Source organism: Castellaniella defragrans 65Phen, from assembly GCF_000612685.1.
GTDB classification, from domain to species: domain Bacteria; phylum Pseudomonadota; class Gammaproteobacteria; order Burkholderiales; family Burkholderiaceae_B; genus Castellaniella; species Castellaniella defragrans.
Window position 1 is genome coordinate 1,496,514 of sequence record NZ_HG916765.1, and the last position, 25,975, is coordinate 1,522,488.

Annotated in this window: 26 protein-coding genes; 13 read left to right on the forward strand and 13 right to left on the reverse strand. The window is 68.4% G+C overall.

Features of this window, described 5'->3' with window-relative positions; all coding sequences use genetic code 11:
- Positions 1 to 225 precede the first annotated feature (225 nt).
- Complete coding sequence (locus BN940_RS18885; protein ID WP_052356050.1) at positions 226 to 1,110, forward strand: replication initiation protein; 885 nt, start codon at positions 226 to 228, stop codon at positions 1,108 to 1,110.
- Between the two features lie 213 nt (positions 1,111 to 1,323).
- On the opposite strand, the gene BN940_RS20230 is transcribed toward BN940_RS18885, so the two are convergent.
- Positions 1,324 to 1,569, reverse strand: coding sequence for a type II toxin-antitoxin system RelE/ParE family toxin (locus BN940_RS20230; RefSeq protein ID WP_338075612.1), 246 nt, complete (start codon positions 1,567 to 1,569; stop codon positions 1,324 to 1,326).
- 18 nt (positions 1,570 to 1,587) lie between these two features.
- Positions 1,588 to 2,886, reverse strand: a complete 1,299-nt coding sequence (locus BN940_RS06750; protein WP_084330553.1) for an MFS transporter — start codon at positions 2,884 to 2,886, stop codon at positions 1,588 to 1,590.
- 110 nt (positions 2,887 to 2,996) lie between these two features.
- Between BN940_RS06750 and BN940_RS06755 the strand changes: the two genes are divergently transcribed.
- Complete coding sequence (locus BN940_RS06755; protein WP_052355660.1) at positions 2,997 to 3,623, forward strand: TetR/AcrR family transcriptional regulator; 627 nt, start codon at positions 2,997 to 2,999, stop codon at positions 3,621 to 3,623.
- 42 nt (positions 3,624 to 3,665) lie between these two features.
- Here the strand turns inward: BN940_RS06755 and BN940_RS06760 are convergent, their stop codons facing one another.
- Positions 3,666 to 4,736 carry an alkene reductase gene (locus tag BN940_RS06760; RefSeq protein WP_043686151.1) on the reverse strand — a complete coding sequence of 357 codons (1,071 nt, stop codon included), beginning with the start codon at positions 4,734 to 4,736 and terminating at the stop codon, positions 3,666 to 3,668.
- 277 nt (positions 4,737 to 5,013) lie between these two features.
- On the opposite strand from BN940_RS06760, the gene BN940_RS06765 reads away from it, so the two are divergent.
- The 4 genes from BN940_RS06765 (at position 5,014) to BN940_RS06780 (ending at position 7,234) form a co-directional block, all read left to right on the forward strand.
- Positions 5,014 to 5,592: a DJ-1/PfpI family protein gene (locus tag BN940_RS06765; RefSeq protein ID WP_043681406.1), complete on the forward strand. Its 579-nt coding sequence runs from the start codon at positions 5,014 to 5,016 to the stop codon at positions 5,590 to 5,592.
- 158 nt (positions 5,593 to 5,750) lie between these two features.
- The gene (locus BN940_RS06770) at positions 5,751 to 6,116 is read left to right on the forward strand and encodes a ribbon-helix-helix domain-containing protein (RefSeq protein ID WP_043681408.1); all 366 of its coding nucleotides are present in this window, start codon (positions 5,751 to 5,753) and stop codon (positions 6,114 to 6,116) included.
- Positions 6,117 to 6,263: 147 nt separating this feature from the next.
- Positions 6,264 to 6,698, forward strand: coding sequence for a DUF5602 domain-containing protein (locus BN940_RS06775; protein ID WP_052355661.1), 435 nt, complete (start codon positions 6,264 to 6,266; stop codon positions 6,696 to 6,698).
- Positions 6,695 to 7,234 (forward strand): plastocyanin/azurin family copper-binding protein, encoded by a 540-nt coding sequence (locus BN940_RS06780; protein WP_052355662.1) that lies wholly within the window; start codon positions 6,695 to 6,697, stop codon positions 7,232 to 7,234. Before BN940_RS06775 ends, BN940_RS06780 begins: the two co-directional genes overlap by 4 nt.
- A 96-nt stretch (positions 7,235 to 7,330) precedes the next feature.
- Here the strand turns inward: BN940_RS06780 and BN940_RS06785 are convergent, their stop codons facing one another.
- Together BN940_RS06785 and BN940_RS06790 are read right to left on the reverse strand one after the other, a co-directional pair.
- Entirely contained in the window at positions 7,331 to 8,035 is a 705-nt protein-coding gene (locus tag BN940_RS06785) for an RNA polymerase sigma factor (protein WP_043681410.1), read from the reverse strand.
- Positions 8,036 to 8,102: 67 nt separating this feature from the next.
- Positions 8,103 to 8,450 carry a carboxymuconolactone decarboxylase family protein gene (locus BN940_RS06790; RefSeq protein WP_043681413.1) on the reverse strand — a complete coding sequence of 116 codons (348 nt, stop codon included), beginning with the start codon at positions 8,448 to 8,450 and terminating at the stop codon, positions 8,103 to 8,105.
- A gap of 256 nt (positions 8,451 to 8,706) precedes the next feature.
- Between BN940_RS06790 and BN940_RS06795 the strand changes: the two genes are divergently transcribed.
- Positions 8,707 to 9,612, forward strand: a complete 906-nt coding sequence (locus tag BN940_RS06795) for a DMT family transporter (RefSeq protein ID WP_043681416.1) — start codon at positions 8,707 to 8,709, stop codon at positions 9,610 to 9,612.
- A gap of 66 nt (positions 9,613 to 9,678) precedes the next feature.
- Here the strand turns inward: BN940_RS06795 and BN940_RS06800 are convergent, their stop codons facing one another.
- Positions 9,679 to 10,395: an ABC transporter substrate-binding protein gene (locus BN940_RS06800; RefSeq protein ID WP_043681418.1), complete on the reverse strand. Its 717-nt coding sequence runs from the start codon at positions 10,393 to 10,395 to the stop codon at positions 9,679 to 9,681.
- A 90-nt stretch (positions 10,396 to 10,485) separates the two neighbouring features.
- Between BN940_RS06800 and BN940_RS06805 the strand changes: the two genes are divergently transcribed.
- Together BN940_RS06805 and ypfH are read left to right on the forward strand one after the other, a co-directional pair.
- Positions 10,486 to 11,052: a DUF924 family protein gene (locus tag BN940_RS06805; protein WP_052355663.1), complete on the forward strand. Its 567-nt coding sequence runs from the start codon at positions 10,486 to 10,488 to the stop codon at positions 11,050 to 11,052.
- Positions 11,053 to 11,273: 221 nt separating this feature from the next.
- Positions 11,274 to 12,017 (forward strand): esterase, encoded by a 744-nt coding sequence (gene ypfH / locus BN940_RS06810; protein WP_084330554.1) that lies wholly within the window; start codon positions 11,274 to 11,276, stop codon positions 12,015 to 12,017.
- A gap of 112 nt (positions 12,018 to 12,129) precedes the next feature.
- On the opposite strand, the gene BN940_RS06815 is transcribed toward ypfH, so the two are convergent.
- The 4 genes from BN940_RS06815 to BN940_RS06830 form a co-directional block, all read right to left on the reverse strand.
- On the reverse strand, positions 12,130 to 13,830 hold the full coding sequence (locus BN940_RS06815) for an ABC transporter permease (protein ID WP_043681419.1): 1,701 nt from the start codon (positions 13,828 to 13,830) through the stop codon (positions 12,130 to 12,132).
- Positions 13,831 to 13,837: 7 nt separating this feature from the next.
- On the reverse strand, positions 13,838 to 14,923 hold the full coding sequence (locus tag BN940_RS06820) for an ABC transporter ATP-binding protein (protein ID WP_043681422.1): 1,086 nt from the start codon (positions 14,921 to 14,923) through the stop codon (positions 13,838 to 13,840).
- Between the two features lie 12 nt (positions 14,924 to 14,935).
- Positions 14,936 to 15,961, reverse strand: coding sequence for an ABC transporter substrate-binding protein (locus BN940_RS06825; protein ID WP_043681424.1), 1,026 nt, complete (start codon positions 15,959 to 15,961; stop codon positions 14,936 to 14,938).
- 155 nt (positions 15,962 to 16,116) lie between these two features.
- Positions 16,117 to 17,106 carry a diaminopimelate dehydrogenase gene (locus tag BN940_RS06830; protein WP_043681426.1) on the reverse strand — a complete coding sequence of 330 codons (990 nt, stop codon included), beginning with the start codon at positions 17,104 to 17,106 and terminating at the stop codon, positions 16,117 to 16,119.
- Positions 17,107 to 17,418: 312 nt separating this feature from the next.
- Between BN940_RS06830 and sstT the strand changes: the two genes are divergently transcribed.
- Complete coding sequence (gene sstT, locus BN940_RS06835; protein WP_052355664.1) at positions 17,419 to 18,651, forward strand: serine/threonine transporter SstT; 1,233 nt, start codon at positions 17,419 to 17,421, stop codon at positions 18,649 to 18,651.
- Here sstT and BN940_RS06840 read toward each other — a convergent pair.
- The 3 genes from BN940_RS06840 to ompA form a co-directional block, all read right to left on the reverse strand.
- On the reverse strand, positions 18,608 to 19,294 hold the full coding sequence (locus BN940_RS06840; protein WP_242404282.1) for an HAD-IA family hydrolase: 687 nt from the start codon (positions 19,292 to 19,294) through the stop codon (positions 18,608 to 18,610). The two genes, sstT and BN940_RS06840, sit on opposite strands and share 44 nt — an antisense overlap.
- Entirely contained in the window at positions 19,291 to 19,998 is a 708-nt protein-coding gene (ubiG, locus tag BN940_RS06845) for a bifunctional 2-polyprenyl-6-hydroxyphenol methylase/3-demethylubiquinol 3-O-methyltransferase UbiG (protein ID WP_043681437.1), read from the reverse strand. Before ubiG ends, BN940_RS06840 begins: the two co-directional genes overlap by 4 nt.
- A 103-nt stretch (positions 19,999 to 20,101) precedes the next feature.
- Positions 20,102 to 20,671 (reverse strand): outer membrane protein OmpA, encoded by a 570-nt coding sequence (gene ompA / locus BN940_RS06850; protein ID WP_043681441.1) that lies wholly within the window; start codon positions 20,669 to 20,671, stop codon positions 20,102 to 20,104.
- Between the two features lie 399 nt (positions 20,672 to 21,070).
- Here ompA and gyrA point away from each other — a divergent pair, with 399 nt between their 5' ends.
- From gyrA to pheA, 3 genes are read left to right on the forward strand one after another with little or no spacing between them, the layout of a single operon-like run.
- Positions 21,071 to 23,755 carry a DNA gyrase subunit A gene (gene gyrA / locus BN940_RS06855; RefSeq protein WP_043681444.1) on the forward strand — a complete coding sequence of 895 codons (2,685 nt, stop codon included), beginning with the start codon at positions 21,071 to 21,073 and terminating at the stop codon, positions 23,753 to 23,755.
- Positions 23,752 to 24,885 (forward strand): 3-phosphoserine/phosphohydroxythreonine transaminase, encoded by a 1,134-nt coding sequence (gene serC / locus BN940_RS06860; protein WP_043681447.1) that lies wholly within the window; start codon positions 23,752 to 23,754, stop codon positions 24,883 to 24,885. Before gyrA ends, serC begins: the two co-directional genes overlap by 4 nt.
- Complete coding sequence (gene pheA, locus BN940_RS06865; RefSeq protein ID WP_043681450.1) at positions 24,875 to 25,966, forward strand: prephenate dehydratase; 1,092 nt, start codon at positions 24,875 to 24,877, stop codon at positions 25,964 to 25,966. The genes serC and pheA overlap by 11 nt, the downstream gene beginning before the upstream one ends.
- Positions 25,967 to 25,975 lie beyond the last annotated feature (9 nt).

Sequence of the window (25,975 nt, forward strand, 5' to 3'; positions counted from 1 at the left end):
TGCTGTTTGCCTGGAAATTATTAAGGTTAAAAACCCTAATTGCCCTGCTCTCTTGAATAATAAAAAATATTCAGTATAATATCAATGTAGCAATCTGCTATGTTATTATTCATACTATCTTGTGCTAAGTTGATATGAAATAAAGGCCACTGTAAAAAGTGGCTTTTTCTATTTGATTTTCTCAATCAATTTCATATACTAATTACAAGCACAAGGTAATTCAGTATGTATAATAATAATCAAAAAAACCAATTCAAAGAATTCAAAAATAATCTATCAGCAAAACCTTACTGTTCTGATGACCTCAATTATGGGTTGATAATTAGACCAGAAAAACAGGCAAGCACAAAAAGATATATTCAACACAATAGCCCACTTTCCCACAAGTTTTTTGTGTTTGATTGTGATTATAAAAATGCTTTGGAATATGCTGATGATAACAATCTACCACTTCCCAATCTTGTAGCAATCAATAGAGAAAATGGGCATAGTCATCTATTTTATGATCTTGAAGTCCCAGTATTGACTTGTAGCAATGCTAGAAAAAAACCACTTCAATACGCTTCTGCTATTGAGAACACTTTAACCAAAGCATTGAAAGCAGATAAAAATTATTCAGGACTTATTTGTAAAAATCCACTTAATGACTATTGGCTAACTTTTCAAGTAAGAGCAGAGAACTACACTTTACAAGAGTTTGAGGAATACCTTGACATTGAAAGCCAACCAACAAAAAAACAGAACATACAAGAAGCAATAGGGTTAGGAAGAAATTGTGCTGTTTTTGATTTGTTGAGAAGTTGGGCTTATACAAATTTTTGCCATTACTCAACCCAAGACAATTTTTTTCAGGCTTGTATTCAGCAGGCAAGCAGTTATAACCAATTTACTACCCCCTTATCTTTGAATGAGATAAAAGCCATAGCAAAGAGTGTTAGTAAATGGGTTTGGAAAAACTTTGATATTGAGATTAGAGAAAAAAAGTTTATCAGTCTACAATCATATAGAGGAAAGTTAGGAGGTAGACCAAAGACCACAACAAAAGAAGGTAAGCCTTGGGAATTAGCAGGTATTTCAAGAGCAACCTGGTATAGAAAAAAGGCTGCTTAAAAAAATGAGACAAAAGCCAATATCAGATATTAGCCACAGAAAATAGAAACACCTGCTTTTCAATTTCCAGATTAAAACCCTTGCCTTACTAATTAGCCAAAGGCTAATCAGCAAGGATGGAAAAAAGCAGAGGATGAAAAAATTCCTACCTGCTACAATGATAGGTAAAGCAGTAGGTAAAAGATTTTGTTGTTTTTCAACCGCAACGCTTACTTAACTGATTGAAAATAAAGGCATTTTGGCGATTAGGGTTTTTATCCCACCCTCTCCGCCAGTTTCAAAACGACAGGCCCTTGGATTCCCAGGGCCTGTTCGTTTTTTGGGGTTCGCGCAGGGCGCGATGTTGTCGTGGTCGCTTTTGGCGAATCCGTACACGAAAAAGCCGCGCTCCGCTCTGCGATACAGGATGATGGTATCGGAATCATAAGCGCTGGGGCGGCGCCATGTCCGATGCGCTATGGCCTGAACGACACGCCCTCAAGCCGCCGCCAGCCCTATCGCCACGCGCTGGCGCTTGATCAGCAGCGCGATCACGGCGGCGACGAGGCCGGTGGCGCCCGAAAGCACGAAGGCCAGCAGGTAGCTGCCGGACGCCTCGCGGATGAAGCCGCCCATCCAGGCCGCCGTGGCGGCGCCGATCTGGTGGCCGGCGACGATCCAGCCGAAGACCACCGGGGCGTCGCGCTCGCCGAAGACGTCGGTGGCCAGGCGCAGGGTGGGCGGCACGGTGGCGATCCAGTCCAGGCCGTAGAAGATGGCGAAGATGGACAGGCTGTAGAGCGAGAAATCGGTGTAGGGCAGCACCATCAGCGAGACGCCGCGCAGGCCGTAGTAGACGAAGAGCAGCTTGCGCGGATCGTAGCGGTCGGTGAGCCAGCCGGAAGCCGTGGTGCCGACCAGGTCGAACACACCCATCAGCGCGAGCAGGCCCGCGGCCTGGACCGGGAGGATGCCGTGGTCGCCGCACATTGCGATCAGGTGCGTGCCCACCAGGCCGTTGGTGGTGAAGCCGCAGACCCAGAAGGTGGCGAACAGGAACCAGAAGGCGCGGGTGCGGCTGGCGCGCCCGAGCGCGCCGAAGGCGGCGGCGATCAGGCCGGTGCGCGGCGCGGGAGGCGCGGGCGGATCGGCGGGGTCGCTGCCGTAGGGCAGCAGGCCCACGCTGGCGGGACTGTCGGGCACCAGCCGCCAGACCAGCGGCACCATGGCCACCATGGCGATGGCCACGGCCCAGACCGCGCGCGTCCAGTCGCCCGAGGAGGCGAGCGCCGCGAGCAGGGGCAGGAAGACGAGGTTGCCGGTGGCGGTGCTGGCGGTGAGGATGCCCATGGCCAGGCCGCGATGGCGGAGAAACCAGCGGCTGGCGATGGTGGCGCCCAGCACCGTGGCGACGGCGCCCGAGCCGATCCCCGAGAAAACGCCCCACAGGGCGACGAGGTGCCAGGACTGGGTCATGTAGGCGCTGGCGGCCGAGGAGGCCGCCATGACGGCCAGGGCCGCCAGCAGCACGCGGCGCAGGCCGAAACGGTCCATGGCGGCGGCGGCGAAAGGCCCCGCCATGCCGTAGAAGAAGATGCCGAGGGCGGCCGCCAGCGAGATGGTCGCCCGGCTCCAGCCGAAGGCCTGGTGCAGCGGATCCAGCAGCACGCCGGGCGTGGCGCGCAGCCCGGCGGAGAACAGCAGGCAGAAGAAGATGACGCCCACCACCACGAAGGCGTAGCGCTGGCCTAGGCGGGACACGAGGGTGGAGTTCGCGGGACGCGCGGGAGAGGGCATGGTATGTTACTGACCGGTACGTTCTGGACGGGATATAATACGTACCGGTCAGTAACATCGTCAAGCGGAATCAGGCATCAGGAATCAATCGGGCGGAATCGAGCGGAATCATGAAAAAGACAGTGCAGGCCGGACCGCGTCCGGAGGGCCGGGCGTCCGCCGCTCCCAAGGCGGGGTTGCCGCGCGCGGCCGACCGCATCCGCAGCAGCGCGCGCGACCTGTTCTACCATCAGGGGATCCGGGCGGTGGGCGTGGATGCCATCGTGGCCGAGGCGGGCGTGACCAAGCCCAGCCTTTATCGCAGCTTCGCCTCGAAGGACGATCTGGCCGCGGCCTATCTGCGGGATTACGAGCTGGAATTCTGGCGCCGCTTCGATGCGGCGGCCGAGGCCCATCCGGGCGACCCGCGCGCGCAGGTCTTGGCCTATTTCGCCGGGCTGGCCGAACGGACCGGCCTGCCGGGATACCGGGGCTGCGGCCTGACCAACGCCTGCGTCGAATACCCCGAGCCCGATCACCCCGCCCGGCTGGTATCGGTGGCGCACAAGCGGAAGGTGCGCGCGCGCCTGGCCGAGCTGGCGCGGCAGATGGGCGCGCGCGATCCCGGGGCGCTGGGCGACGGCCTGCAGCTCCTGCTGGAAGGCGCCTACGTGTCCAGCCAGATGTTCGGCGCGGACGGTCCGGCGCGGCACCTGGCGGATGCGGCGGCGCGCCTGATCGACGCCAGCCTGGCATAGGATCGCGCGGCGGCGCGCCGCCGGGGCTGCCTCATGGCCGCCTCAGGCGGCGGTCCCGCAGCCTTCCAGCGCCGGATAGTCGGTGTAGCCCTCGGCGCCCGAGGCGTAGAACAGTTCCGGCCGGGGGCCGTTCAGCGGCGCTCCCTGGGCGAAACGGACGGGCAGGTCGGGGTTGGCGATGAACAGCCGGCCGAAGGCGACCGCGTCGGCGCGGCCCCGCGCCAGCCAATCGGCCGCCTTGTCCTGGTCGAAGGCCTCGTTGGCGATGAATCGGCCCGGGAATTTCCCGCGCATCATCGGCGCCAGGCTGTCCGGGCCCTCGTGTTCGCGCAGGCACAGGAAGGCGATGCCGCGCCGGCCCAGCGCCTCGGCCACATAGCCGAAGGTTTCTTCGGGGCGGTCGTCGCCCATGTCGTGGCTGTCGCCCCGGGGCGCGAGGTGGACGCCGACCCGGCCGGGCGACCAGACCTCCAGGATCGCGTCCGTGATCTCCAGCAGCAGGCGGGCGCGGTTCTCGACCGGGCCGCCGTAGGCGTCGGTGCGCCGGTTGCTGCGGCTCTGCAGGAACTGGTCGATCAGGTAGCCGTTGGCGGCATGGATCTCCACGCCGTCGAAGCCCGCCGCGCGCGCGTTTTCCGCGCCTTTCCGGTAGGCCTCGACGATGCCGGGGATCTCGCCGGCGTCCAGGGCGCGGGGCGTGACGTAGGCCTTCTTCGGACGCACCAGGCTGACGGTGCCGGCGGGCTGGAGGGCGCTGGGCGCGACCGGCAGGGCGCCGTCGAGATACAGCGGGTCGGAGATGCGGCCCACGTGCCAGAGCTGCAGGAAGATGCGCCCGCCGGCGGCGTGCACGGCGGCGGTGACTTTCTTCCAGCCTTCGACCTGGGCGTCCGACCAGATGCCCGGCGTGTCCGGATAGCCCACGCCCATCGGCGTGACGGCGGTGGCTTCGCTGATGATCAGGCCGGCGCCGGCGCGCTGGCGATAGTATTCGACCATCAGTTCGCCGGGCACGCGCCCGGGCTCGGCCCGGCAGCGGGTCAGGGGCGCCATGATGATGCGGTTGGGCAGCGACAGGTCGCCGAGCTGGAGCGGATCGAACAGAGTGGGCATGAGGGGCTTCCGCGAGTTGAACGAGGGATACATGGGGCCGGGACGGGGTTTTCCAAGGCCCGCGCGGCCGGCGCGCGGCGGTATGGGGTGCGGCGGTATGGGAATACCACCCGGGCGCCGGCCCGGGGCGCCACAATGGGCGGATGCGGCGTCCGAATGCGCAGACTGCATGCGGCGACATCCGCATGCGAAGCCCGCATGCGGGAGCACGCGGAATTCGGCGGCCGGCATCCACGCGCCGGGCATCGGCCCGGGACTACTTTACAGGAGACGAACGATGGCGAAGAAATTGCTGATGCTGGTGGGCGACTATGTCGAGGACTACGAGGTCATGGTGCCGTTCCAGGCGCTGAAGGCCGTGGGGCACGAGGTCGATGCGGCGTGCCCGGGGAAGAAGGCCGGCGAGTGGGTGGCCACCGCCGTCCACGACTTCGACGGCGCCCAGACCTACAGCGAAAAGCCCGGGCATCGCTTCACCGTCAACCGCGATTTCGACGCGGTGGACGCGGCGGCCTACGACGCGCTGGTGATCCCCGGCGGGCGCGCGCCCGAGTACCTGCGCATGGACGAGCGCGTGCTGGCCATCGTGCGGCACTTCGACGCCGCCGCCAAGCCCATCGCGGCGATCTGCCATGGCGCGCAGCTGCTGGCGGCGGCCGGCGTGCTGCAGGGCCGCACCTGCTCCGCCTATCCGGCCTGCGCGGCCGAGGTCCGCCTCGCGGGCGGCCGGTATGCCGACATCGCGGTGGACCAGGCCCACACGGACGGCAACCTGGTGACCGCGCCGGCCTGGCCCGCGCATCCGGCCTGGATCGCCCAGTTCCTGGCGGTGCTGGGCACGCGCATCCAGCATTGACGCACCCGGGCGCACGCCTCGTCCGGCGCACGCCTCGCCTTTCGGGGCGAGGCCGGGAGGCCGCCTCCCGGGATTTCCCCCCGGGATTTCCCTCTTGCGCGGTCCGGGCGGCCGTCTCTACAGTCACAAGATTCAGTGCCCGTTCCGGAGTCCGCGTCATGTGCGAAATCTTCATCAGGGCCAATCCCCGGTCCTACGACAGCGAATCCCGCTCCCTGCGCCTGCATGGCGTGGCGACCAGCGTGCGCCTGGAGCACCTGTTCTGGCAGGTGCTGGAGGACATCGCGCGGCGCGACGGCATGCGGGTGACCCAGCTGATCGAGCGCCTGTACGACGAACTGCTGGAACACCGCGGCGAGACCGGCAATTTTTCCTCCTTCCTGCGCGTCTGCTGCCTGCGCTACCAGATGCTGCAGGTCGACGGCCGCATTCCGGCGGATGCGGGCGTGCCGCTGCGCTCGCTGGACGCGCGCGCCGTGCTGCGGGGCCTGCCCGAGCTGATGTGCGAGGACGAGGCCGCCTGAGCCGCCGCCCCGGCGGCAGCCGCTGCCACCGCCGCAATTGCCGCCGCTCCCGACGCGGTCCCTGCAGCCGCCGAAACGGATCTCCCGGACCGCGCATCCAATGGCGCGAAACACGGCGATTCCCGCCGCGCATACCGGGAGATTCTCATGTCCTCACGTTCCTTCCTGACGGCGGCCGCGGCCGCCCTGGCGCTCGGCCTGGGCGCGCCCGCGGCCCAGGCGGCCGGCGCATCGGCGCTCAAGGCGCCGCCGGCCGCCCCCTACAAGGCGGTCAGTTCGCTGGTGAAGCTGCCCGACTTCATTCCCGGACTGGGGCAGCTGTTCGTCGATCCCGCCACGCTGCCGGCCGGGCCCTTCCTGGGCTACGACCATGACGGCCGCCTGGTGAACACCACCTACATGATCCCGCTGGCGCTGATGAAGCCCGACATGCACCTGAACGACCTGAAGGTGCCGGCCGGCGCGAAGGTGGATCACGTGGACATCATGTACAACGCGGGGCACCCCGGCGTGGAAGAGCCGCACATCCACATCGTGCTGTGGAACGTGCCGGCGGCGCAGGAAAGCCGCGTGGCGAAATGAACGCGCCCCTGCACGGCCACGCGCTCCCGCACGACCCGCGCCGGCGGCTGCTGCTCGCGGCCGGTGGCGGCCTGCTGCTGGCGGCGGTCCTGCCGCGGCCGGCGGGAGCCGACGAGGCGGTCGAGATCGGCATGTCGGGCACGCCGAGCGGCTCGCAGGTCTGGTTCCGTCCCCGGGGGCTGCTGATCCGGCCGGGCCAGGCCGTCCGCTGGGTCAACCGCGACGCCGGCAACGTCCATACCTCGACGGCCTATCATCCCGCCAACGGCAGGCCGCTGCGCATGCCGGCGGGCGCGAAGCCGTGGAATTCGGACTATCTGCTGCCGGGGCAGTCCTACACCGTGGTGTTCGAGGCGCCCGGCGTCTACGACTATTTCTGCCTGCCGCACGAGCACGCGGGGATGGTCGGCCGGATCGTGGTGGGGGACGTGGATGCCGCGCCGCCCTATGCCGATACGGACGCGCGGCTGCCCCCGGCCGCCGCGGCGGGCTTTCCCGCGGTGGCGGCCATTCTGAAGCAGGGCCGGATCGATTGACCGCGGGGTGCGGGGACGTCGTTGGCGAAGTCCCGATCGTGCCCGCCACCTGATTGGCCGTGCCCCGGCGGCCGTGCCCGAAGGGCGATGCTTCCTTCAGCCGCCCGCGGCCCGCACCCGCGCGAGGACGCCGGCCACGATGCGGTCGCAGCGCTGGCCCGCGAACGAGAAGGCGCCCGCCGCGCGCGGGTCGAAGTCCGGCTGCAGGGCCGCCTGCAGCAGGCGGCGGGCGCGCATGAAGCGCACGCGCACGGTGGCTTCGGGCAGCCCCAGGACGAGCGCGACCTCGGCGGCCGGCATGTCGTCCACGGCGCGCAGCACGAAGACGGTGCGGTAGAGGTCGGGCAGCTCGTCGATGCGCCGCTCCAGGCGGCGCCGCAGTTCGGCGCGCCAGGCCATCTGGTCGGGGCCGGCGGAGGCGGGGGCCTCGGTGTCGGGAGCGTGCGTCGGCATGGGGTCGTGTTCGTGCGGAGACTGGTATGCGGATTGGATGAGCGCCTCGCGCGTTTTGTTTCGCCGCCGCCGCATCAGGGCCTCGTTGATGGCGATGCGCGTCAGCCAGGTGGCGGGCCGGGCTTCCGCACGGAAGTCCCGCAGGTGGCCGTAGGCCTTCCACCAGGCCTCCTGGACGGCGTCCTCGGCTTCGGATTCGTCGCGCAGGATGCTGCGCGCCGCCCGGTAGAGCTGCTGGTTGTGGCGGCGCATCAAGGCCTCGAAGGCCGCCAGGTCGCCGTCCGCCGCGCGCCCGATCAGCGCGAGGTCGTCCGTGGCCGCAGGGTCGTGCTGGAGCTGGATGTCCACGTGAACTCCTGAAAGAATACCGTGGCGATTGGATGAGGCCAGGCCGGGAAACGTTTCACGCCGCGCATCAGGCCTTCTTGCGTTCGGCCAGTTCGTCCAGGGTCTGCAGGGCCAGGGCGGAATGGGCGTAGGCGCCGCCCGCCCGCATCTCGGCCGCCACCCAGATGGCTTCCATGATTTCCGCGCCGGACGCGCCCGCGCGGGACGCGCCTTCGGTGTGGCCCTTGATGCAATAGGGGCACTGGGTGACGTGCGCCACGGCCACGGCGATCAGCTGCTTGGTCTTCGCGTCCAGCGCGCCGGGGGCGAACACGGCCTTGCTGAAGGCCTTGAACGCGGACAGGGCCTCGGGCGCGAGTTCGGCGCGCCGCCGGGCCAGTTCGGGAGTGGGGTGGGGATACATCGGAGAATCCATGATGCGGGCTCCTGGAGGGTGATGGAGAGAGGCTGTGGTGAAAGGGGCTGCGATGAAGATCATCATAGACCCGTACCCCCCGCGCGGCCAGGAAAGCCCCGGCCGGGGCAGGGGATCGGTCCCCGCGCCCGCGGCGACGCGCGGAGGCGCCGGCCCCGCGCTCTCACGCTGTGGGCTGGACGGCTGGCGTGCGTTCCATCCGGTTCCGGCGGGCGGGAGACCTACAATGGCGGTTTTCCATTTCCGGATGACCCCTATGGAATCCCGCCGGCCCATGGACGGCCTGGCCTCCGGCCTGATGCTGGTGCTGTGCCTGGTCTGGGCGCTGCAGCAGATCGTGCTCAAGGCCACCGCCCCCGACTTCTCCCCGGTGTTCCAGATCGCCGTGCGCAGCGCCGTGGGCGGAATGCTGGTGGGCCTGTTCATGGCCTGGCGCGGCGAGCGCCTGGACGGCGCCCTGGCCTTGTGGCGCCCGGGGCTGTTCGCCGGAATCCTGTATGCCGTGGAGTTCCTGCTGGTGGGCGAAAGCCTGCGCCACACCTCGGCCAGCCACGTCGTGGTGCTGCTGTATACGGCGCCAATCTTCGCGGCGCTGGGGTTGCACTGGAAGCTGCCCGACGAGCGCCTGGCCGCCGCGCAGTGGCTGGGCGTGGCGCTCGCCTTCGGCGGGGTGGCGCTGGCGTTCCTGTGGCGCGACGAGGGCGTGCGGGCGGCGGGCGCCGCCATGCTGTGGGGCGATCTGCTGGCCCTGCTGGGCGGGGCCGCCTGGGGCGCGACCACCGTGGTGGTGCGGGTGACGCGGCTGGCCGCGCTGCCCGCCAGCCAGACCCTGATGTACCAGTTGGCGGCGGGCGCCGTGTGCCTGCTGGCGGCCGCGTTCCTGATGGGGCAGACGGAATTCCGCATGACGCCGATGGTCTGGGCCAGTCTGGCCTTCCAGGCGGTGTTCGTCGCGCTCCTCAGCTATCTGGCCTGGTTCTGGCTGCTGCGCAAGTACCTGGCGTCCCGCCTGGGCGTGTTTTCCTTCCTCACGCCGCTGTTCGGCGTGGCCCTGGGCGCCTGGCTGCTGGACGAGCCGGTGGGGGCGGGCTTCCTGGGGGGAACGCTGCTGGTGGTGTCCGGGGTCGTGCTGCTGAGCGGCTATGGCTGGTACCGCCAGTGACGGGGGCGGCGGGACGAGTCCGGACACTGATCGGTCCCTGCGGACTGATCGGTGCCTGACGGGACATTACGGCGCGACCGAGGCGCCCCGGATGCCGTGGCGCGCCAGCGCCCGGGCCACGAAGCCGGACGCCTTGCAGCGTTCGACGAAGTCGGCCAGCGCGGCGGCGGCCTGCGCCGGGCGCGATTTCGGCAGACCCATGGCCTGCTCGATCACCATGAACCGGCCGGGCAGCAGACGCACGCCGCCCACCCGGTCGGCGTCGGCCTGGAGCTGCTGGCGCACGCCCGCGGCGACTTCCTGGCCGCCGGCCAGGAAGACGTCCACCACGCGCTGGGAATTTTCCGCGCGCACGATTTCGGCCTGCTGCAGGTGGCGGCTGAGGTACAGGTCGTAGGCGCTGCCCTGGCCCACCACGACGCGGTGGCCGGGCCGGTCGACCTCGGCGTTGTCGCGCAGCGGGGAATCCTGGTGCACCAGGTAGGCGCCTTCGATAAGGACGTAGGGCGCGGTGAAGGCGATGCCTTCGCCGCGCTTGGGATCGATGGCGAAGAAGCCGATGTCCGCGGCCTGGCCGGCGACGGCCTCCACCGACTGGGCGGCCTTGTCGAACACCGCCAGCTCCAGGGGCACGCCGAGTTCGCGCGCCAGTTCCCCGGCCAGGTCCACGGACACCCCGGAGACTTCGCCGGTGCCGGCGTCGCGCCGGGCCAGCAGGGGATTGCCCAGATTGATGGAGGCGCGCAGGGCGCCGGTGGGAGCGAGGGCGGCGGACAGGGACATGGCGGGCTCGGCGAGGTGATCGATGGTGCGATTGTATAAGGGAGAAGGATCGGTGTACCGTAGACCGTTTCTCGTATCCCGGAGCCTTTCATGCCGCATGCCCCCGCCTCGATCTCCGTCGCTTCGCCGGAGACGGCGCGCGCCGTCGTTTCCTTCTGGCGCGAGGCAGGCCCCGCCCGGTGGTTCGCCAAGGACGCCGCCTTCGACGTCGAGTTCCGCGAGCGGTTCCGCGCCGCCCACTTCGCCGCCGCCCGGCGGGAGCTGGAAGACTGGCTGGAACATGCCGAGCCGGCCCTGGCGCTGATCCTGCTGCTGGACCAGTATCCCCGCAACGCCTTCCGCGGCACGGGCCACATGTACGCCACGGACGGCCTGGCGCTGGCCTATGCGCGCCGCTCGCTCTGCTTTCTGGAGCGGATCGAGCCCGCCTTGCGCGGCTTCGTCTGCCTGCCCTTCATGCATGCCGAGGACCTCGCCGTCCAGGAGGAATCCGTGGCCCTGTACGCGCGCGAGGTGCCCGCTTCGCTGCACTGGGCGGTGGAACACCGCGACATCATCCGGCGGTTCGGCCGGTTCCCGCACCGCAACGGCGCGCTCGGGCGCACCAGCACCTCGGAGGAGGAGCGGTTCCTGGACGAAGGAGGATTCGGGGGATGAGGCAGGACACAGAGCAGTCCCTGCGGACTGCTCTGTGCCTGACGAATCCGACCGGCCTGCAGGCCGGGAGGTGGAGGGATGCGACAGCTGTAAAAGAGCAGTCCCTGCGGACTGCTCTGTGCCTGACGAATCCGACCGGCCTGCAGGCCGGGAGGTGGGGGGATGCGGCAACGGTAAAATGGTCCCAGCCTGACGAATCCGAACCGATTACTCCGCGCCCCATGTCCGAATCCCGTCCCGACCCCCTGATCATCGAACCGTCCGCGGGCGCGCCCGCGCAGCTCTTCGTCGTGCTGCACGGCGAATCGGCCGCGCCGGAGCAGGTGCTGGAGCTGGTGGCGGCGATTAGGCAGGCCTTTCCCCAGGCGCTGATCGTCCAGCCGCACGGGCCCTTCGGCGCGGGCGCGGCGCGGCGCTGGATCGCCCGGGCGCACCCGGATGCCGAGGCCTATGTCGGCCTGGTGGCCGATGCAGGGGCCGCCCTGGCGGGCGAGGTCCGGGCCTGGCAGCGCAGCCGCGGCCTGAGCGGGGAGCAGACGGCCCTGGCAGGGTTTTCCGAAGGCGCCGCCGTGGCGCTGGAGGCCGCCTGCGCCGACACCGGGCTGGCCGGCCGGGCGCTGCTGTTTTCCACGCGCTTCGCCACGCTGCCGCAGGCCGCGCCCATGCTGACCACCCTGCACCTGCTGCACGGCGCGGCGGATCGCGTCGCGCCCGTGGACCAGGCGCGCCGGGTCCACGGCCATCTGGCCGAGCTGGGCGGCGACGCGACCCTGGACATGGCTTCGGGCGTCGGGCACGAACTGCATCATGCCCTGATCCGCCAGGCCATCGCGCGCCTGCAGGGCTACCTGCCGCAGCGCACCTGGGAGGCGGTGATGGGCGCGCCGGACCTCCGGGTCGACGAGTACGACGCCGACGATGGCGCGTCCGACGGGCCGGCCGGAGATGGCGAGACCCGGCACTAGAACCCGGCACTAGAACCCGGCACCGGAACCCGGCACCGGACCCGTCCCTGGGACCGGCAGCGGGACTCCGCCAGCGGAGGCATCGGATGCGCGGGCGCGCCCGCCTCGCGTCCTACAGCCCCTGGCGCCGCCGGAAGGCGCGGCCCGCGGCCTGGGCGCACAGCACCAGCACCGTGGACAGCACGATCATGAACAGGCCCAGGGCCGACAGCTTGCCCCAGAGGCCGTCGTCGGCGTAGCTCAGGATCTGGATGGCCAGGACCTCCGTGCCGGGGCGCGACAGCACCACGGACACCGTCAGCTCGCGCAGGAACATGGTCGCCATGAGGATCCAGGCGGACACGATCCCGGGGACCAGCAGCGGGATCACGATGCGCCGCAGGGTGGTCAGGCGCCCGGCCCCGCAGACCAGCGAGGATTCCTCCAGGTGGCCGTGGATCTGCACGAAGGCGCTCGCCAGCGGCCGCACCCCGTAGGGCAGGTAGGCCGCCACGTAGGCCAGCAGCAGCGCCGCCAGGGTGGAATACAGCGGCGTCTGCACGAAGAACCACATGAAGCCGATGCCGATGACGATGCCGGGAAAGGAGAACGACAGGAAGCTGAGCGTCTCCAGCAGTGTCGCCAGCGGGCCGCGCGTCTTGACGACGACGTAGGCCACGCCCAGGGACAGCGCCACCCCCAGGGTGGCGCCCACGACCGCCAGAAACAGGCTGTTGCGCAGCGCCAGCAGGGCGCCGGGTTCGTGGAAGACGGCGCTCCAGTGGCGCAGGTCCATGGCGGCGAAGGCCTGCGGGCCGGGCGGCATGACGTAGGGCACCAGCGACGTGTACAGCAGCACCAGCACCGGCAGCACGATCATCAGCAGGCACAGCAGCCCGACGGCCAGACCCAGCGGGCCTCGCAGGGGGCCGAGCTCGACCACGCCGGGACGGAAGCCGCGCGCCGAGACCGTGACGTACTTTTCGCCCTCGGCCGTCAGGGCGCGGTAGAGCACGATCAGGGCGATGGAGGCCGACAGCACGCTCATGCCGACGGCGGCCGCCTGGCCGTAGTCCGGCGCGAAGCCGGTGGAGATCATGTCGTACAGGTAGGTGGCCAGCACGTCCACGCGGCCGGGCGTGCCCAGGACGCGGGGCACGGCGTAGGACGCCAGGCTGCGCACGATGCCCAGGACGACGGCCGCCAGGATGGCGGGCCGCAGCACCGGCAGGGTGACCCGCAGCAGGGTGCGCGTCCAGCCCGACCCCGACACGCGCGCGGCCTCCTCCAGCGAGGGATCGAAGGCGGCCATGGCCGGGGCGATGATGAGGTAGGCGACGGGCATGTTCAGCAGCCCCTCGACCAGGGTCATGCCCCACAGCGAATAGACGTCGAAGGGCGCCGATTCCAGGCCGAACAGCCCCTGCAGCGCCTGGTTCAGCAGGCCGTTGCTGGGATTCAGCAGCAGCGCCCAGCTGGCCGAGAACAGCAGGTGCGGGATCATCATCGGGACGATGGACAGCACCGTGAAGAGCGGCTTGGCGGGGATGTCGGTGCGGGTGTTCAGGTAGGCCAGGAACAGCGCCAGCAGCGTGGCCAGCAGCGACGAGCCGAGCACGAACACCGCCGTGTTCAGGGTCACGTCCCACAGGTACGGATCGGTGTAGGCGCGGACGTATTTCGACAGGGTGAACTGGCCGAAGGCGGTCAGCCCCTGGGACAGGCTGCCCAGCAGCAGCATCAGCACCGGGCATAGGGTCAGGAAGCCGACCAGGATGATCAGGGTCCAGCTCAGGGGGCGCGACGACTGGGAGCGGGACGCAAAGCGGGCCATGGCGGCTTCAGGCGCTCAGCAGCAGGCAGTGGGCCGGGTCCAGGCGGAGCTCGACGCGCTCGCCCGGCACGGCCTGCACGTCCGGGTCGATGCGCGCCAGCAGCCGCTCGTCGTTGACGCGGATCTCGGCCTCGTAGACCTCGCCGACGAATTCCATGGATTCGATCGTGCCCTCGATCACGTTGAAGCCCGGGCCGACCTCGTTGCGCGTGACGCGGATGAATTCCGGGCGGATGCACAGCGTGGCCTCGGCACCCTCGGGCAGGTCGCGGGCCTGGCAGTGGATCGTGCCCAGGCCGCAGCGCGCCAGGGTGTAGTCGTTTTCCCGGTTGCGGACGATGGCGGGGAACTGGTTGGCCCGGCCGATGAAATCCGCCACGTAGCGGTGGCGCGCGTCGAAGTACATGTGCTGCGGGGTGCCGGTCTCGATCACGCGCCCGGCCTGCATCACGGCGATGGTGTGCGACAGGGCCAGGGCCTCGACCCGGTCGTGGGTGACGTACAGCGCGGTGATGCCGAGTTCGCCGAGGAAGCGGCGCAGCAGCTTGCGGGTTTCCTCGCGCAGCTTGGCGTCCAGGTTGGACAGCGGCTCGTCGAACAGGATCACGCGCGGTTCGGCCACCAGGGCGCGGGCCAGGGCCACGCGCTGCTGCTGGCCGCCGGACAGGCGCGTGGCGGGCTGCCGCTCGACGCCGCGCAGCTGGACGAATTCCAGCGCCCGCGCGACCTTCTCGCGGATCCGCGCCCGGGGCGCGCCGCGCACCTGCAGGGGATAGGCGATGTTGTCGAAGACCGACATGTGCGGCCAGATGGCGTAGGTCTGGAACACCATGCCCAGGCCGCGCTTTTCGGTGGGTACGGCGATGCGGCGCTCGGACGACCAGACGACGTCGTCGCCGATGCGGATCTCGCCGGCGTCCGGGGTCTCCAGGCCGACGATGCAGCGCAGCAGCGTCGTCTTGCCGCAGCCGCTGGGCCCCAGCAGGGTGAAGATCTCGTTGGCCGGGATGGTGAGGTCCACGTGGTCCAGGGCGGCGACGGTGCGGCCTTCGGACCGGTAGGTCTTGCACAGGCCTTCGATGCGGATTTCCATGGTGGGCGGAATTCAGCGGGCGCCGAAGATCTTGCCGAACTCGCGTCCCCAGCGCTGCAGTTCCTGGTCGGACAGGTCGCGCACGGCCTTGACCTGGACCTGGTCGATGCCCGGGATCGGCGGATGCACGCCCGGGGCCAGCACGTATTCGCCCACGTCCCTGGCCAGCAGCGACATGGCTTCGCGGCCCAGCCAGTAGTCCACGAAGGCGCGCGCGGCGGCCGGGTGCGGCGCCTTGGCCGTGACGGCGATGGCGCGGGCCGAGCCCAGCAGCGGGCCGGACGGCGGCCCCCAGGCCAGCGGCGCGGGCGCCTTGGTGACGATGTACTTGGGCATGGAAATGGCGATGCGCTTCTCGCCGCTTTCGATGGGCGCCGGCGTCGGGCCGAACGAGGCCACGAACATGGGCTGGTTGGCCGCCAGCGCCTTGACGAACTGCATCCATTCGTCTTCCGAGGCGAAGACCTGTTCCTTGAGCCCGACCAGCCAGGAGATCGTCGAGGCGTGGTTGGCGGGGTTGGCCATCACGATCTGGCCGCGCCATTTCGGGTCGCCCAGGTCCTGGTAGCGCCGGGGCGCGTCGGCGACCTGCACGTGCTGGGTGTTGTACAGGTAGGAGACGTATTCCACTCCGAACAGGGTGATGTGCTCGTCCTTGGTGGCCCAGTCGGGATAGCCCTGGGCGGCCGGCGACCGGTAGGGTGCGAGGATGCCCTGTTCCTTCAGGAGTTCCAGCATCGGCAGGGGGGCCTGCACCACGTCGGCCGTGAGCTTGCCGGCGGCGGCCTCGGTCAGCAGGGTGGGGATGAACTTGGAGCTGGAGATCCGCGAATATTCGCCCTGGATGCCGGTCGCCTCGTGGAAGGCGTCCATGATGGGCTGCACGGCGGTGATGTTGGCGAAGAACGTCGCCTTGCCTTCGGCGACGGCGGCGGCGTCGACGGCGTCGGCGGCGCGGGCCCAGGCCGGCAGGCCGGGCAGCGCGGCGGCGCCCGCGAGTTTCAGGAAATCCCTGCGGGCAAGGAAGGGCTGCTTCATGGTTGACTCCTGAACGATGTCTTGGGCGTTTCTCGCATGGTAGTGTGCGGGGCAGCCGCCGGCAAGCGCGAGGGAAGCGCGCCGCCGGGCGCCTCGGGGCGCCGGCCGGGGCTGGCCTTCCCGCCGGCGGGGGCGTCTGCCGGCCGGGCCGCCGCCTACAGCAGCGCCTTGCGCAGGGCCTCGGGCGACTGGGGCGAGAGCAGGCCGGGGGCCACGTCGAACACGGTGCGCGCGCCGGTTTCCCCCGCGGACCTCATCCGCCAGGCGGCGCGCGCGTAGGCCACCAGCACGCTGGACGTGAAGGCCGGGTTGCTGTCGAGCTTCAGCGAAAATTCCATCACCTGGTTCTCGGCGGTGCCCGTCCGGCCGCTGCGGATCACGAAGCCGCCGTGCGGCATGCCGGCGTGCTCGCGGGCCAGCGTCGCCGCGTCGATGAAGTGCACCGTGGTGTCGTAGTCGGCGAAGTAGTCGGGCATGGCGACGATGGCCTGCTCGACCTGGCGGGGATCGGCGCCCGGCTCCAGCACCACGTGGCATTCGCGCCGGTGCTTTTCGCGGGTCGAGAGCGCGGGCTGTTCGCCCGCGCGCACGCGCGCGACCGCCTCGGGGACGGGGATCGTGTACTGCACCCCGGCGCGCACGCCCGGTACGCGTCGGATGGCGTCCGAATGCCCCTGGCTCAGGCCCTTGCCCCAGAACGTGTAGGTGGCGCCGTCCGGCAGGATGGCCTCGCCCATCAGGCGGTTGATCGAGAACAGGCCCGGATCCCAGCCCACCGCGATGATGGAGAGGGTGCCGTGCGCGCGGGCGGCGGCGTCCACGGCCTCGAAGTATTGGGGAATCCGCGCGTGGGTGTCGTAGCTGTCCACCGTGGTGAACCATTGGGCCAGCGCGGGGCCCTGGACGGGCAGGTCGTCCTTGGAGCCGCCGCACAGGATCATGACGTCGATCTCGCCGCGATGCGCGGCGGCGTCGTCCAGGGAGTACACCGGTGTCGAGGGGTCGGGCAGGCGCAACGAGGCCGGATCGCGGCGCGTGAACACCCCGGCCAGGCGCATGTCGGGACAGCGCGCCAGGGCCGCCAGGGCGCCGCGCCCCAGGTTGCCGTAGCCTGCGACGCCGACGCGGATCGTGTGTGATGCCATGGAATTCCTTCGGAGAACGTGAGGTGGGCATGCCGCGTGCCCGCCGTCCCGCGCGGGCGCGGCGCGTGCGGCGCGGCAAGTCTCGATTGTATCGGCTCGCCGGGGCGGCGCAGCCGCGACCACGGTGCAGGGCCGCCGTGCCCGGCCGCGGCGCAGGATCGCGGCGTAGGGCCGCCATGCCGGGCCGCGGTGCTAGAATGGCGCCCGTTCGCGGGTTCCGGAGGCCCGCCGCGCGCGCCGGCCCGACCGGGGCCGTGCGCGCAGGCCCGCCTCCGCGCGCCGGAAAATCCCTTCCCGGAGTCCATCATCCCCATGACGTCCCACGTCCTGAAATCCTTTCCCCTGTTCCAGTTCGTGCGCAACGGCAGCCTGGTGACGCAGATCATGATCGGCCTGGCCGCCGGCGCGATCCTGGCGCTCCTTTCGCCCGAAGCGGCCCGCGCCGCCGGCCTGCTGGGCGGCCTGTTCGTCACCGCGCTGAAATCCATCGCCCCGATCCTCGTCTTCGTGCTGGTGGCCGCCTCCATCGCCAACCACCAGCAGGGCTCGCAGGCGCGGCTGGGGCCGATCCTGGCCCTGTACCTGATCGGCACCTTCGCGGCGGCGGTGGTCGCCGTGGCGGCCAGCTTCATGTTCCCCCTGACCATCCGCCTGCAGCTGGGCGAGGCCGCGCTCAGCCCGCCCGGCGGCGTGGTCGAGGTGCTGCGCAACCTGCTCCTGAGCGTGGTGGACAATCCCGTGCGCGCCCTGGCCGAGGCCAACTACATCGGCATCCTGGCCTGGGCCATCGGCCTGGGCATCGCGCTGCGCCATGCCAACGCCTCCACCAAGGCCGTCATGGCGGACCTGTCGGCGGGCGTGTCGTACATCGTCAAGGTGGTCATCCGCACCGCGCCGGTCGGGATCTTCGGCCTGGTCGCCTCGACCATGGCCGAGACCGGCTTCGGCGCGCTGCTGGACTACGCCCGCCTGCTGGCGGTGCTGCTGGGCTGCATGCTGTTCGTGGCGCTGGTGGTCAACCCGCTCATCGTGTTCCTGCGGCTGCGGACCAATCCCTATCCGCTGGTGTTCACCTGCCTGCGCGAATCGGGCGTCACGGCTTTCTTCACGCGCAGTTCGGCGGCGAACATCCCGGTCAACATGGCCCTGTGCCGCAAGCTGGGCCTGGAGGAGGACACCTATTCCGTGTCCATCCCCCTGGGGGCCACCATCAACATGGCGGGGGCCGCCGTCACCATCACGGTGCTCACGCTGGCGGCGGTCCATACCCTGGGGATGACGGTGGACCTGCCCACGGCGCTGCTGCTCAGCCTGGTGGCCGCGGTCTGCGCCTGCGGGGCCTCCGGCGTGGCCGGCGGATCGCTGCTGCTGATTCCGGTGGCCTGCAGCCTGTTCGGCATTTCCAACGACCTGGCGATGCAGGTCGTCGGGGTGGGCTTCATCATCGGCGTGCTGCAGGATTCCGCCGAGACGGCGCTGAATTCCTCGACCGACGTGCTGTTCACGGCCGCCGGTTCAGGCCTCCCCCGGCCCAGCGCTCGATGAGGGGCCAGAGCGCGTCCGGAGCGTCGGCGATGGCGTCGGCGCCCCAGCGGGCCGGGTCGTCCGAGCAATAGCCGTAGGCCGCGGCCACGGTGACCATGCCGGCCGCCTGGCCGGCCACGATGTCGCGCTCGTCGTCGCCGATGTAGATGCAGTGTTCGGGCGCGATGCCGGCCTGGCGGGCGGCGTGCAGCAGGGGCTCGGGATGCGGCTTGGTGTGGGGGGTGGTGTCGCCGCCCACCGTCACCAGGCAGCGGTCCTGCAGGCCCAGATGGCGCACGATGGGCAGGGCGAGCGATTCGACCTTGTTGGTCACGATGCCCCAGCCGTAGGACGGGCCGCCCAATAGGTCCAGCAGTTCGGCAATGCCGGGAAACAGGCGGGTGCGCACCACCATGGCCTCGGCGTAGTCGCGCAGGAAGCGCTGCCGGGCGGCTTCGTATTCCCCCGATCCGGCGTCCAGGCCCAGGGCGGCCTTCAGCAGGCCGCGCGCCCCGTGCGAGGCGTACGGCCGCAGGGCCTCGTAGGGCAGGGGAGGCAGTCCCCGGTAGTGGCGCTGGCGGTTGGCCGCGGCGGCCAGGTCCGGCGCCGTGTCGGCCAGGGTGCCGTCGAAATCGAACAGGACGAGGCGGTGCGGCATGGTCATTCGGGGCGCCGCGCGGCCATCAGGTAGTTGACGCCGGTGTCCGGCGTCAGGCTGTAGCGCCGGGTGAGGGGCTGGTAGCCCATGCCCGACAGCGCCACGACCTCCAGTCCGGCCGCGCGCGCGGCGGCGGCCAGTTCGCTGGGGGTGATGAAGTGTTCGTAGCTGTGCGTGCCCCGGGGCAGCATGCGCATCACGTATTCCGCCGCCACGATGGCCAGCAGGAAGGATTTCGGGTTGCGGTTCAGGGTGGAGAAGCACACCAGCCCGCCCGGGCGGACCAGCCGGGCGCAGGCGCCGACGACCGAGGCCGGATCGGGCACGTGTTCCAGCAGTTCCATGCAGGTGACGAGGTCGAACCGGCCGGCCTGCCGCTGCGCGTAGTCTTCCGCGCTGGCGCATTCGTACTGCACCTGGATGCCCGATTCGTGGCCGTGCAGCCGCGCGATCTGCAGCGACTGCTTGGCCAGGTCGATGCCCGTGACCCGGGCGCCCTCGGCCGCCATGGCCTCGGCCAGCAGGCCGCCGCCGCAGCCGACGTCCAGCACCCGCTGGCCCTCCAGCGCGCCGGCCTGGGCGCGGATCCAGTCCAGCCGCAGGGGATTGATGTCGTGCAGGGTCTTCAGTTCGCCCTGGGGATCCCACCAGCTGGAGGCGAGGGCGCTGAATTTGTCGAGTTCCGCCGGATCGGCGTTGGCTGCGTGCATGGGCAGGCTCCAGAAGGCTCCAGAAATGAATAGGGCTCCGTCGAACGGAGCCCTATTGTATCCGCCGCGCGCGGGGCGCGGCGGCTTCGTGCGGCCAGCGGAATTACTTGCGGGTACCGACGATTTCGATTTCCACGCGGCGGTTCTGCGCGCGGCCTTCGCGGGTCTTGTTGGACGCGACGGGTTGCAGTTCGCCCTTGCCTTCGGCGTAGATGCGGTCGGCCGGCACGCCCTTGCTGATCAGGTATTGCTTGACCGAGTTGGCGCGGCGTTCGGACAGCTTCTGGTTGTAGGCTTCGGTGCCGATGGAGTCGGTGTGGCCGGTGGCGATGACCGTTTCCAGGTTGATCGAGCCGGCTTGCTGGGCGACCTGATCCAGGACCTGCTTGCCTTCGGGCTTCAGGGTGGACTTGTCGAAGTCGAAGAAGGTGTCGGCGTTCAGGACGACCTTGCTGGCGGTCGGGGCGACGACGGGCGCTTCGGCGACGGGCTTGCCGCAGCCTTCGGCGGCGGTGGCCGGCGTCCAGAAAGCATCACGCCAGCAGTTCTGGCCGCTCGCGTCCTTCCAGACATGGCCGTCCACGTTCGTCCAGTTGTCGGAGGCCGAGGCGGTGCCGACGGCAGACATGGCAGCAATGGCGAGTCCAATAGCGATTTTGGAGGGTTTGTTCATGTTTCTCCTCGTTTGAGCATGATGCTTGAAAGTGACCGCAGCGAACCCCCGCCGCATATCGAAGAACGCTTCCAGTATAGCAATGTCGAGTTGGAGTGCTCAGAAGTTGCGCTGGGTTTCATGCGTGTTAGGCGAAATCTTAAGGCATTTTCCCCCGCCGGGTTAAGTACAAATCCCTTCCCGCGCCCTCTTGGAGTGTTTTACGCGGATGGACGCGGCCGGGTGTCGGCTTTTAGCAACACCCGGACCGGCGGACCGGCCCGGATGCCGGCCGCGGGGGCCGGCGCGGTCCGCCGGGACCGGCCCGCCTGGAGCAGGGAGGCTGAATGATAGAATCATCGATTGGCCCGGGCTCCGTTCGGTCCAGTCATTCAAGCCTGAAGGTTTTTCGGATACGCCATGGATTCTTTCGCCAAAGAGACGCTGCCCATTTCGCTCGAAGACGAAATGCGGCGCAGCTACCTGGATTACGCGATGAGCGTGATCGTGGGGCGCGCCCTGCCGGACGTGCGCGACGGGCTCAAGCCCGTGCACCGGCGGGTACTGTTCGCCATGCACGAACTGAACAACGACTGGAACCGGGCCTACAAGAAATCCGCGCGCATCGTCGGGGACGTGATCGGTAAATATCACCCCCATGGCGATTCCGCGGTCTACGACACCATCGTGCGCATGGCCCAGGATTTCTCGCTGCGCTACATGCTGGTCGACGGCCAGGGCAACTTCGGCTCGATCGACGGCGACAACGCGGCGGCCATGCGCTACACCGAAGTCCGCCTGTCGAAGATCGCCCACGAGCTGCTGGCCGACATCGACCAGGAAACCGTGGACTTCGGCCCCAACTACGACGGCAGCGAACAGGAACCCCTGCTGCTGCCCTCGCGCCTGCCCAACCTGCTGGTCAACGGCAGCGCCGGGATCGCGGTGGGCATGGCGACCAACATCCCGCCGCACAACCTGTCCGAGGTCGTCGAGGGCTGCCTGTACTGCCTGCGCAACCCCGACTGCAGCATCGACGAGCTGATCGAACGCATCCCCGCGCCGGATTTCCCCACCGGCGGCATCATCTACGGCATGGCCGGCGTGCGCGAGGGCTACCGCACCGGGCGCGGGCGGGTGATCATGCGCGCCAAGGTCCACTTCGAGGACATGGAGCGCGGCAACCGCCAGGCCATCGTGGTCGACGCCATCCCCTATCAGGTGAACAAGAAGTCCCTGCAGGAGCGCATCGCCGAGCTGGTCAACGAAAAGAAGATCGACGGCATCTCCGACATCCGCGACGAATCGGACAAGGACGGCATGCGTCTGGTCATCGAGCTCAAGCGCGGCGAGGTCCCCGAGGTCGTCCTGAACAACCTCTACAAGAACACCCAGCTGCAGGAAACCTTCGGCATGAACATGGTGGCGCTGGTCGACGGCCAGCCGCGCCTGCTGAACCTGAAGCAGATGGTGCAGTACTTCCTCCAGCACCGCAGGGAAGTCGTCACCCGCCGCACCATCTTCCAGCTGCGCAAGGCGCGCGAGCGCGGCCACGTGCTGGAAGGCCTGGCGGTGGCCCTGGCCAACATCGACGACTTCATCGCCATCATCAAGGCGGCGCCCACGCCGCCGGTGGCGCGCCAGGCCCTGATGGACCGCAGCTGGGATTCGTCGCTGGTGCGCGAGATGCTCGAACGCGCCGACGCCAACGCCGCCTCGGGCGGGCGCGCGGCCTACCGCCCGGAAGGCCTGGACGCGCAATACGGCCTGCAGGCCGACGGCCAGTACCGCCTGTCCGAAGTCCAGGCCCAGGAAATCCTGAACATGCGGCTGCAGCGCCTGACCGGCCTGGAGCAGGACAAGATCGTCGGCGAATACCGTGAGATCATGGACACCATCGCCGACCTGCTGGACATCCTGGCCCGTCCGGAACGGGTCACCGCCATCATCGGCGACGAACTGCAGGCGATCCGCGCCGAATTCTCCAACGCTAGCAACGACCGGCGCCGCTCGGAAATCGAATACAACGCCACGGAGCTCGAAACCGAGGACCTCATCACCCCCATGGACATGGTGGTGACGCTGTCGCGCAGCGGCTACATCAAGAGCCAGCCGCTGTCCGAATACCGGGCGCAGAAGCGCGGCGGCCGCGGCAAGCAGGCCACCGCCACCAAGGAAGACGACTGGATCGACCAGCTCTTCATCGCCAACACGCACGACTACCTGCTGTGCTTCTCCGACCGGGGCCGCGTCTACTGGCTCAAGGTCTGGGAAGTGCCGCAGGGCTCGCGCAATTCGCGCGGCCGGCCCATCGTCAACATGTTCCCGCTGGTCGATGGCGAGACCATCACGGTGGTGCTGTCGGTCAAGGCCTTCAGCGACGACCATTACGTCTTCATGGCCACCTCGCGCGGGACGGTCAAGAAGACCCCGCTGTCGGATTTCTCCAACCCGCGCAAGGCCGGCATCATCGCCGTCGGCCTGGACGAGGGCGACTTCCTGATCGGCGCCGAGCTGACCGACGGCCAGCACGACGTGATGCTGTTCTCCGACGCCGGCAAGGCCGTGCGCTTCGACGAGAACGACGTGCGCCCGATGGGCCGCACGGCGCGCGGCGTGCGCGGCATGTCGCTGGAGGACGGCCAGTCCGTGATCGCCCTGCTGGTGGCGGAAGACGAGACCCAGAGCGTGCTGACGGCCACCGAGAACGGCTACGGCAAGCGCACGCCCATCGTCGAATACACGCGCCATGGGCGCGGCACCAAGGGCATGATCGCCATCCAGACCTCGGCGCGCAACGGCAAGGTCGTCGGCGCCGTGCTGGTGCAGCCCGAGGACGAGATCATGCTGATCACCACCGGCGGCGTGCTGGTGCGCACGCGGGTTTCCGAGATCCGCGAGATGGGCCGCGCCACCCAGGGGGTCACGCTGATCAACGTGGACGAGAACAGCCTGCTGTCGGGCGTGCGCCGCGTGGTCGAGAGCGACGCCGACGAGGACGAGGACACCGAGACCGCCGGCGCGGGCCCGGAATCGCCGGGCGGCGGCGCCCCGGCGGCCGAAGGCCCGGCCGAACCCCAACCCGACGAGGATCAGGAATCATGAACCGCCCCTGGAATTTTGCCGCAGGCCCTTCCACCCTGCCGCTCGAAGTCCTGCAGCAGGCCGCCGCCGAAATGTGCGACTGGCACGGCAGCGGTACCTCGGTCATGGAAATGAGCCACCGCGGCAAGCACTACAGCCGCATCCGCGACGAGGCCGAGGCCGACCTGCGCGCCCTGCTGGCGGTGCCGGACGACTTCGAGGTGCTGTTCATGCAGGGCGGCGCCTCGGCGCAGAACGCCATCGTGCCGCTGAACCTGATCGGCCGCGCCGGCCTGGGCCGGGCGGACTACGTGCTGAGCGGCCACTGGGCGCGCAAGTCCTTCAACGAGGCCGCGCGCTACGGCGACATCGCGGTGGCCGCCACGGCCGAATCCGAGACCGTCGTGGACGGCCGGCGCTACGGCCCCTGGTGCTGGCTGCCCGATCACGCCCGGTGGCGGGTCCGCCCCGACGCGGCCTATCTGCACCTGTGCGCCAACGAGACCATCGGCGGGATCGAACAGCCCGTCATGCCCGACATGGCCGCCCTGGGCGCGCCCGACGTGCCGCTGGTGGCCGACATGTCGTCCAACATCCTGTCGCGGCCCATCGACTTCTCGCGGCTGGGCATGGTCTACGCCGGGGCGCAGAAGAACGCCGGCCCGGCCGGGGTCACACTGACTTTCGTGCGCAAGGACCTGATCGGCCATGCGCTGCCGCAGTGCCCTTCGGTGTTCGACTACGCCAACGTGGCCGGCGCCCAGTCCATGTTCAACACGCCGCCCACCTATGCCATCTACGTGGCGGGCCTGGTCTTCAAGTGGCTGCTGCGCCAGGGCGGAGTGGCGGCGATGGACGCCGCCAGCGAAGCCAAGGCGCGCGCCCTGTACGACTACCTGGACGGCTCGGACCTGTACGAGAACCGCATCGCGCCGGCCTGGCGTTCGCGCATGAACGTGCCGTTCTTCCTGCGCGACGAGTCGCTGAACGCCGCCTTCCTGGCCGAGGCCGAGGCCGCGGGGCTGCTGGCCCTGAAGGGCCACAAGGCCGTGGGCGGCATGCGCGCCTCGCTGTACAACGCCATGCCCATGGAAGGCGTGCGGGCCCTGATCGATTTTCTCAAGGACTTCGAGGCCCGCCATGGCGGATGAACATACGCTCCAGTCCCGGCTGGAACCCCTGCGCCAGCGCATCGACGCGCTGGACACGCAGATCCTCGACCTGCTCAACCAGCGCGCGCGCGCGGCCCTGGAGGTCGGCGAGGTCAAGAAGGCGTTCGACGCCGCCGGACCGATCCTCAAGCCCGAGCGCGAGGCGCTCATCATCCGGCGGCTGCAGTCCGACAACCCCGGGCCGGTCCCGGATGAGGCCGTCGCCGCCATCTGGCGCCAGATCATCTCCACCTGTCGCGGCCTGGAAAGCGTGCTGACCGCCGCCTTCCTGGGGCCGCAGGGCTCGTTTTCCGAACAGGCGGCCTACGAGCATTTCGGCCATGCCATCACCGGCCTGCGCTGCGAGTCCTTCGACGAGGTCTTCCGCGCCGTCGAGGCCGGGCAGGCGGACGTCGGCATCGTGCCGGTGGAAAACTCCTCGGAAGGCGCGGTCAACCGCAGCCTGGACCTGCTGCTGAATTCCTCGCTGAAGGTCCTGGGCGAGCGCACCATCCGCATCCACCACAACCTGCTCACCCGCACCGGCGGGCTGGAAGGCGTCACCCGGGTGCTGGGGCATCCCCAGGCCCTGGCCCAGTGCCAGGCGTGGCTCAGCCGCAACCATCCCGAACTGGAGCGCCTGCCCGTGGCGAGCAATGCCCAGGCGGCGCGCATGGCTTCGGAAGACCCCACCTGTGCGGCGATCGCCGGCGACGCGGCCGCCGCCGCCTGGGGACTGAGCGCCGTGGTCAGCGGCATCCAGGACGATCCCCAGAACCAGACCCGCTTCGTGGCCGTCGGGCCGCGCGACGCCGGGCCCACCGGCCGCGACAAGACCAGCCTGGTCCTGGCCGTGCCCAACCGCGCCGGCGCGGTCTACGACATGCTGGCGCCGCTGTCCCGGCACGGCGTGTCCATGACGCGCTTCGAGTCGCGCCCCGCCCGCACGGGGCAGTGGGAATATTATTTCTACGTCGATCTGCTGGGCCACCGGGAGGACGAGCCCGTCGCCCAGGCCCTGGCCGAACTGCGCCAGCAGGTCGCCTTCTTCAAGGTGCTGGGATCCTACCCCCGGCAATGAGGTCGCATC

Bases quoted from the DNA above. Each gene is read 5' to 3' on its own strand.
- BN940_RS18885 (WP_052356050.1), top strand. From the start codon at position 226: ATGTATAATAATAATCAAAAAAACCAATTCAAAGAATTCAAAAATAAT.
- BN940_RS06750 (WP_084330553.1), bottom strand. From the start codon at position 2,886: ATGCCCTCTCCCGCGCGTCCCGCGAACTCCACCCTCGTGTCCCGCCTA.
- BN940_RS06755 (WP_052355660.1), top strand. From the start codon at position 2,997: ATGAAAAAGACAGTGCAGGCCGGACCGCGTCCGGAGGGCCGGGCGTCC.
- BN940_RS06760 (WP_043686151.1), bottom strand. From the start codon at position 4,736: ATGCCCACTCTGTTCGATCCGCTCCAGCTCGGCGACCTGTCGCTGCCC.
- BN940_RS06765 (WP_043681406.1), top strand. From the start codon at position 5,014: ATGGCGAAGAAATTGCTGATGCTGGTGGGCGACTATGTCGAGGACTAC.
- BN940_RS06770 (WP_043681408.1), top strand. From the start codon at position 5,751: ATGTGCGAAATCTTCATCAGGGCCAATCCCCGGTCCTACGACAGCGAA.
- BN940_RS06775 (WP_052355661.1), top strand. From the start codon at position 6,264: ATGTCCTCACGTTCCTTCCTGACGGCGGCCGCGGCCGCCCTGGCGCTC.
- BN940_RS06780 (WP_052355662.1), top strand. From the start codon at position 6,695: ATGAACGCGCCCCTGCACGGCCACGCGCTCCCGCACGACCCGCGCCGG.
- BN940_RS06790 (WP_043681413.1), bottom strand. From the start codon at position 8,450: ATGGATTCTCCGATGTATCCCCACCCCACTCCCGAACTGGCCCGGCGG.
- BN940_RS06795 (WP_043681416.1), top strand. From the start codon at position 8,707: ATGGAATCCCGCCGGCCCATGGACGGCCTGGCCTCCGGCCTGATGCTG.
- BN940_RS06800 (WP_043681418.1), bottom strand. From the start codon at position 10,395: ATGTCCCTGTCCGCCGCCCTCGCTCCCACCGGCGCCCTGCGCGCCTCC.
- BN940_RS06805 (WP_052355663.1), top strand. From the start codon at position 10,486: ATGCCGCATGCCCCCGCCTCGATCTCCGTCGCTTCGCCGGAGACGGCG.
- ypfH (WP_084330554.1), top strand. From the start codon at position 11,274: ATGTCCGAATCCCGTCCCGACCCCCTGATCATCGAACCGTCCGCGGGC.
- BN940_RS06815 (WP_043681419.1), bottom strand. From the start codon at position 13,830: ATGGCCCGCTTTGCGTCCCGCTCCCAGTCGTCGCGCCCCCTGAGCTGG.
- BN940_RS06820 (WP_043681422.1), bottom strand. From the start codon at position 14,923: ATGGAAATCCGCATCGAAGGCCTGTGCAAGACCTACCGGTCCGAAGGC.
- BN940_RS06825 (WP_043681424.1), bottom strand. From the start codon at position 15,961: ATGAAGCAGCCCTTCCTTGCCCGCAGGGATTTCCTGAAACTCGCGGGC.
- BN940_RS06830 (WP_043681426.1), bottom strand. From the start codon at position 17,106: ATGGCATCACACACGATCCGCGTCGGCGTCGCAGGCTACGGCAACCTG.
- sstT (WP_052355664.1), top strand. From the start codon at position 17,419: ATGACGTCCCACGTCCTGAAATCCTTTCCCCTGTTCCAGTTCGTGCGC.
- BN940_RS06840 (WP_242404282.1), bottom strand. From the start codon at position 19,294: ATGACCATGCCGCACCGCCTCGTCCTGTTCGATTTCGACGGCACCCTG.
- ubiG (WP_043681437.1), bottom strand. From the start codon at position 19,998: ATGCACGCAGCCAACGCCGATCCGGCGGAACTCGACAAATTCAGCGCC.
- ompA (WP_043681441.1), bottom strand. From the start codon at position 20,671: ATGAACAAACCCTCCAAAATCGCTATTGGACTCGCCATTGCTGCCATG.
- gyrA (WP_043681444.1), top strand. From the start codon at position 21,071: ATGGATTCTTTCGCCAAAGAGACGCTGCCCATTTCGCTCGAAGACGAA.
- serC (WP_043681447.1), top strand. From the start codon at position 23,752: ATGAACCGCCCCTGGAATTTTGCCGCAGGCCCTTCCACCCTGCCGCTC.
- pheA (WP_043681450.1), top strand. From the start codon at position 24,875: ATGGCGGATGAACATACGCTCCAGTCCCGGCTGGAACCCCTGCGCCAG.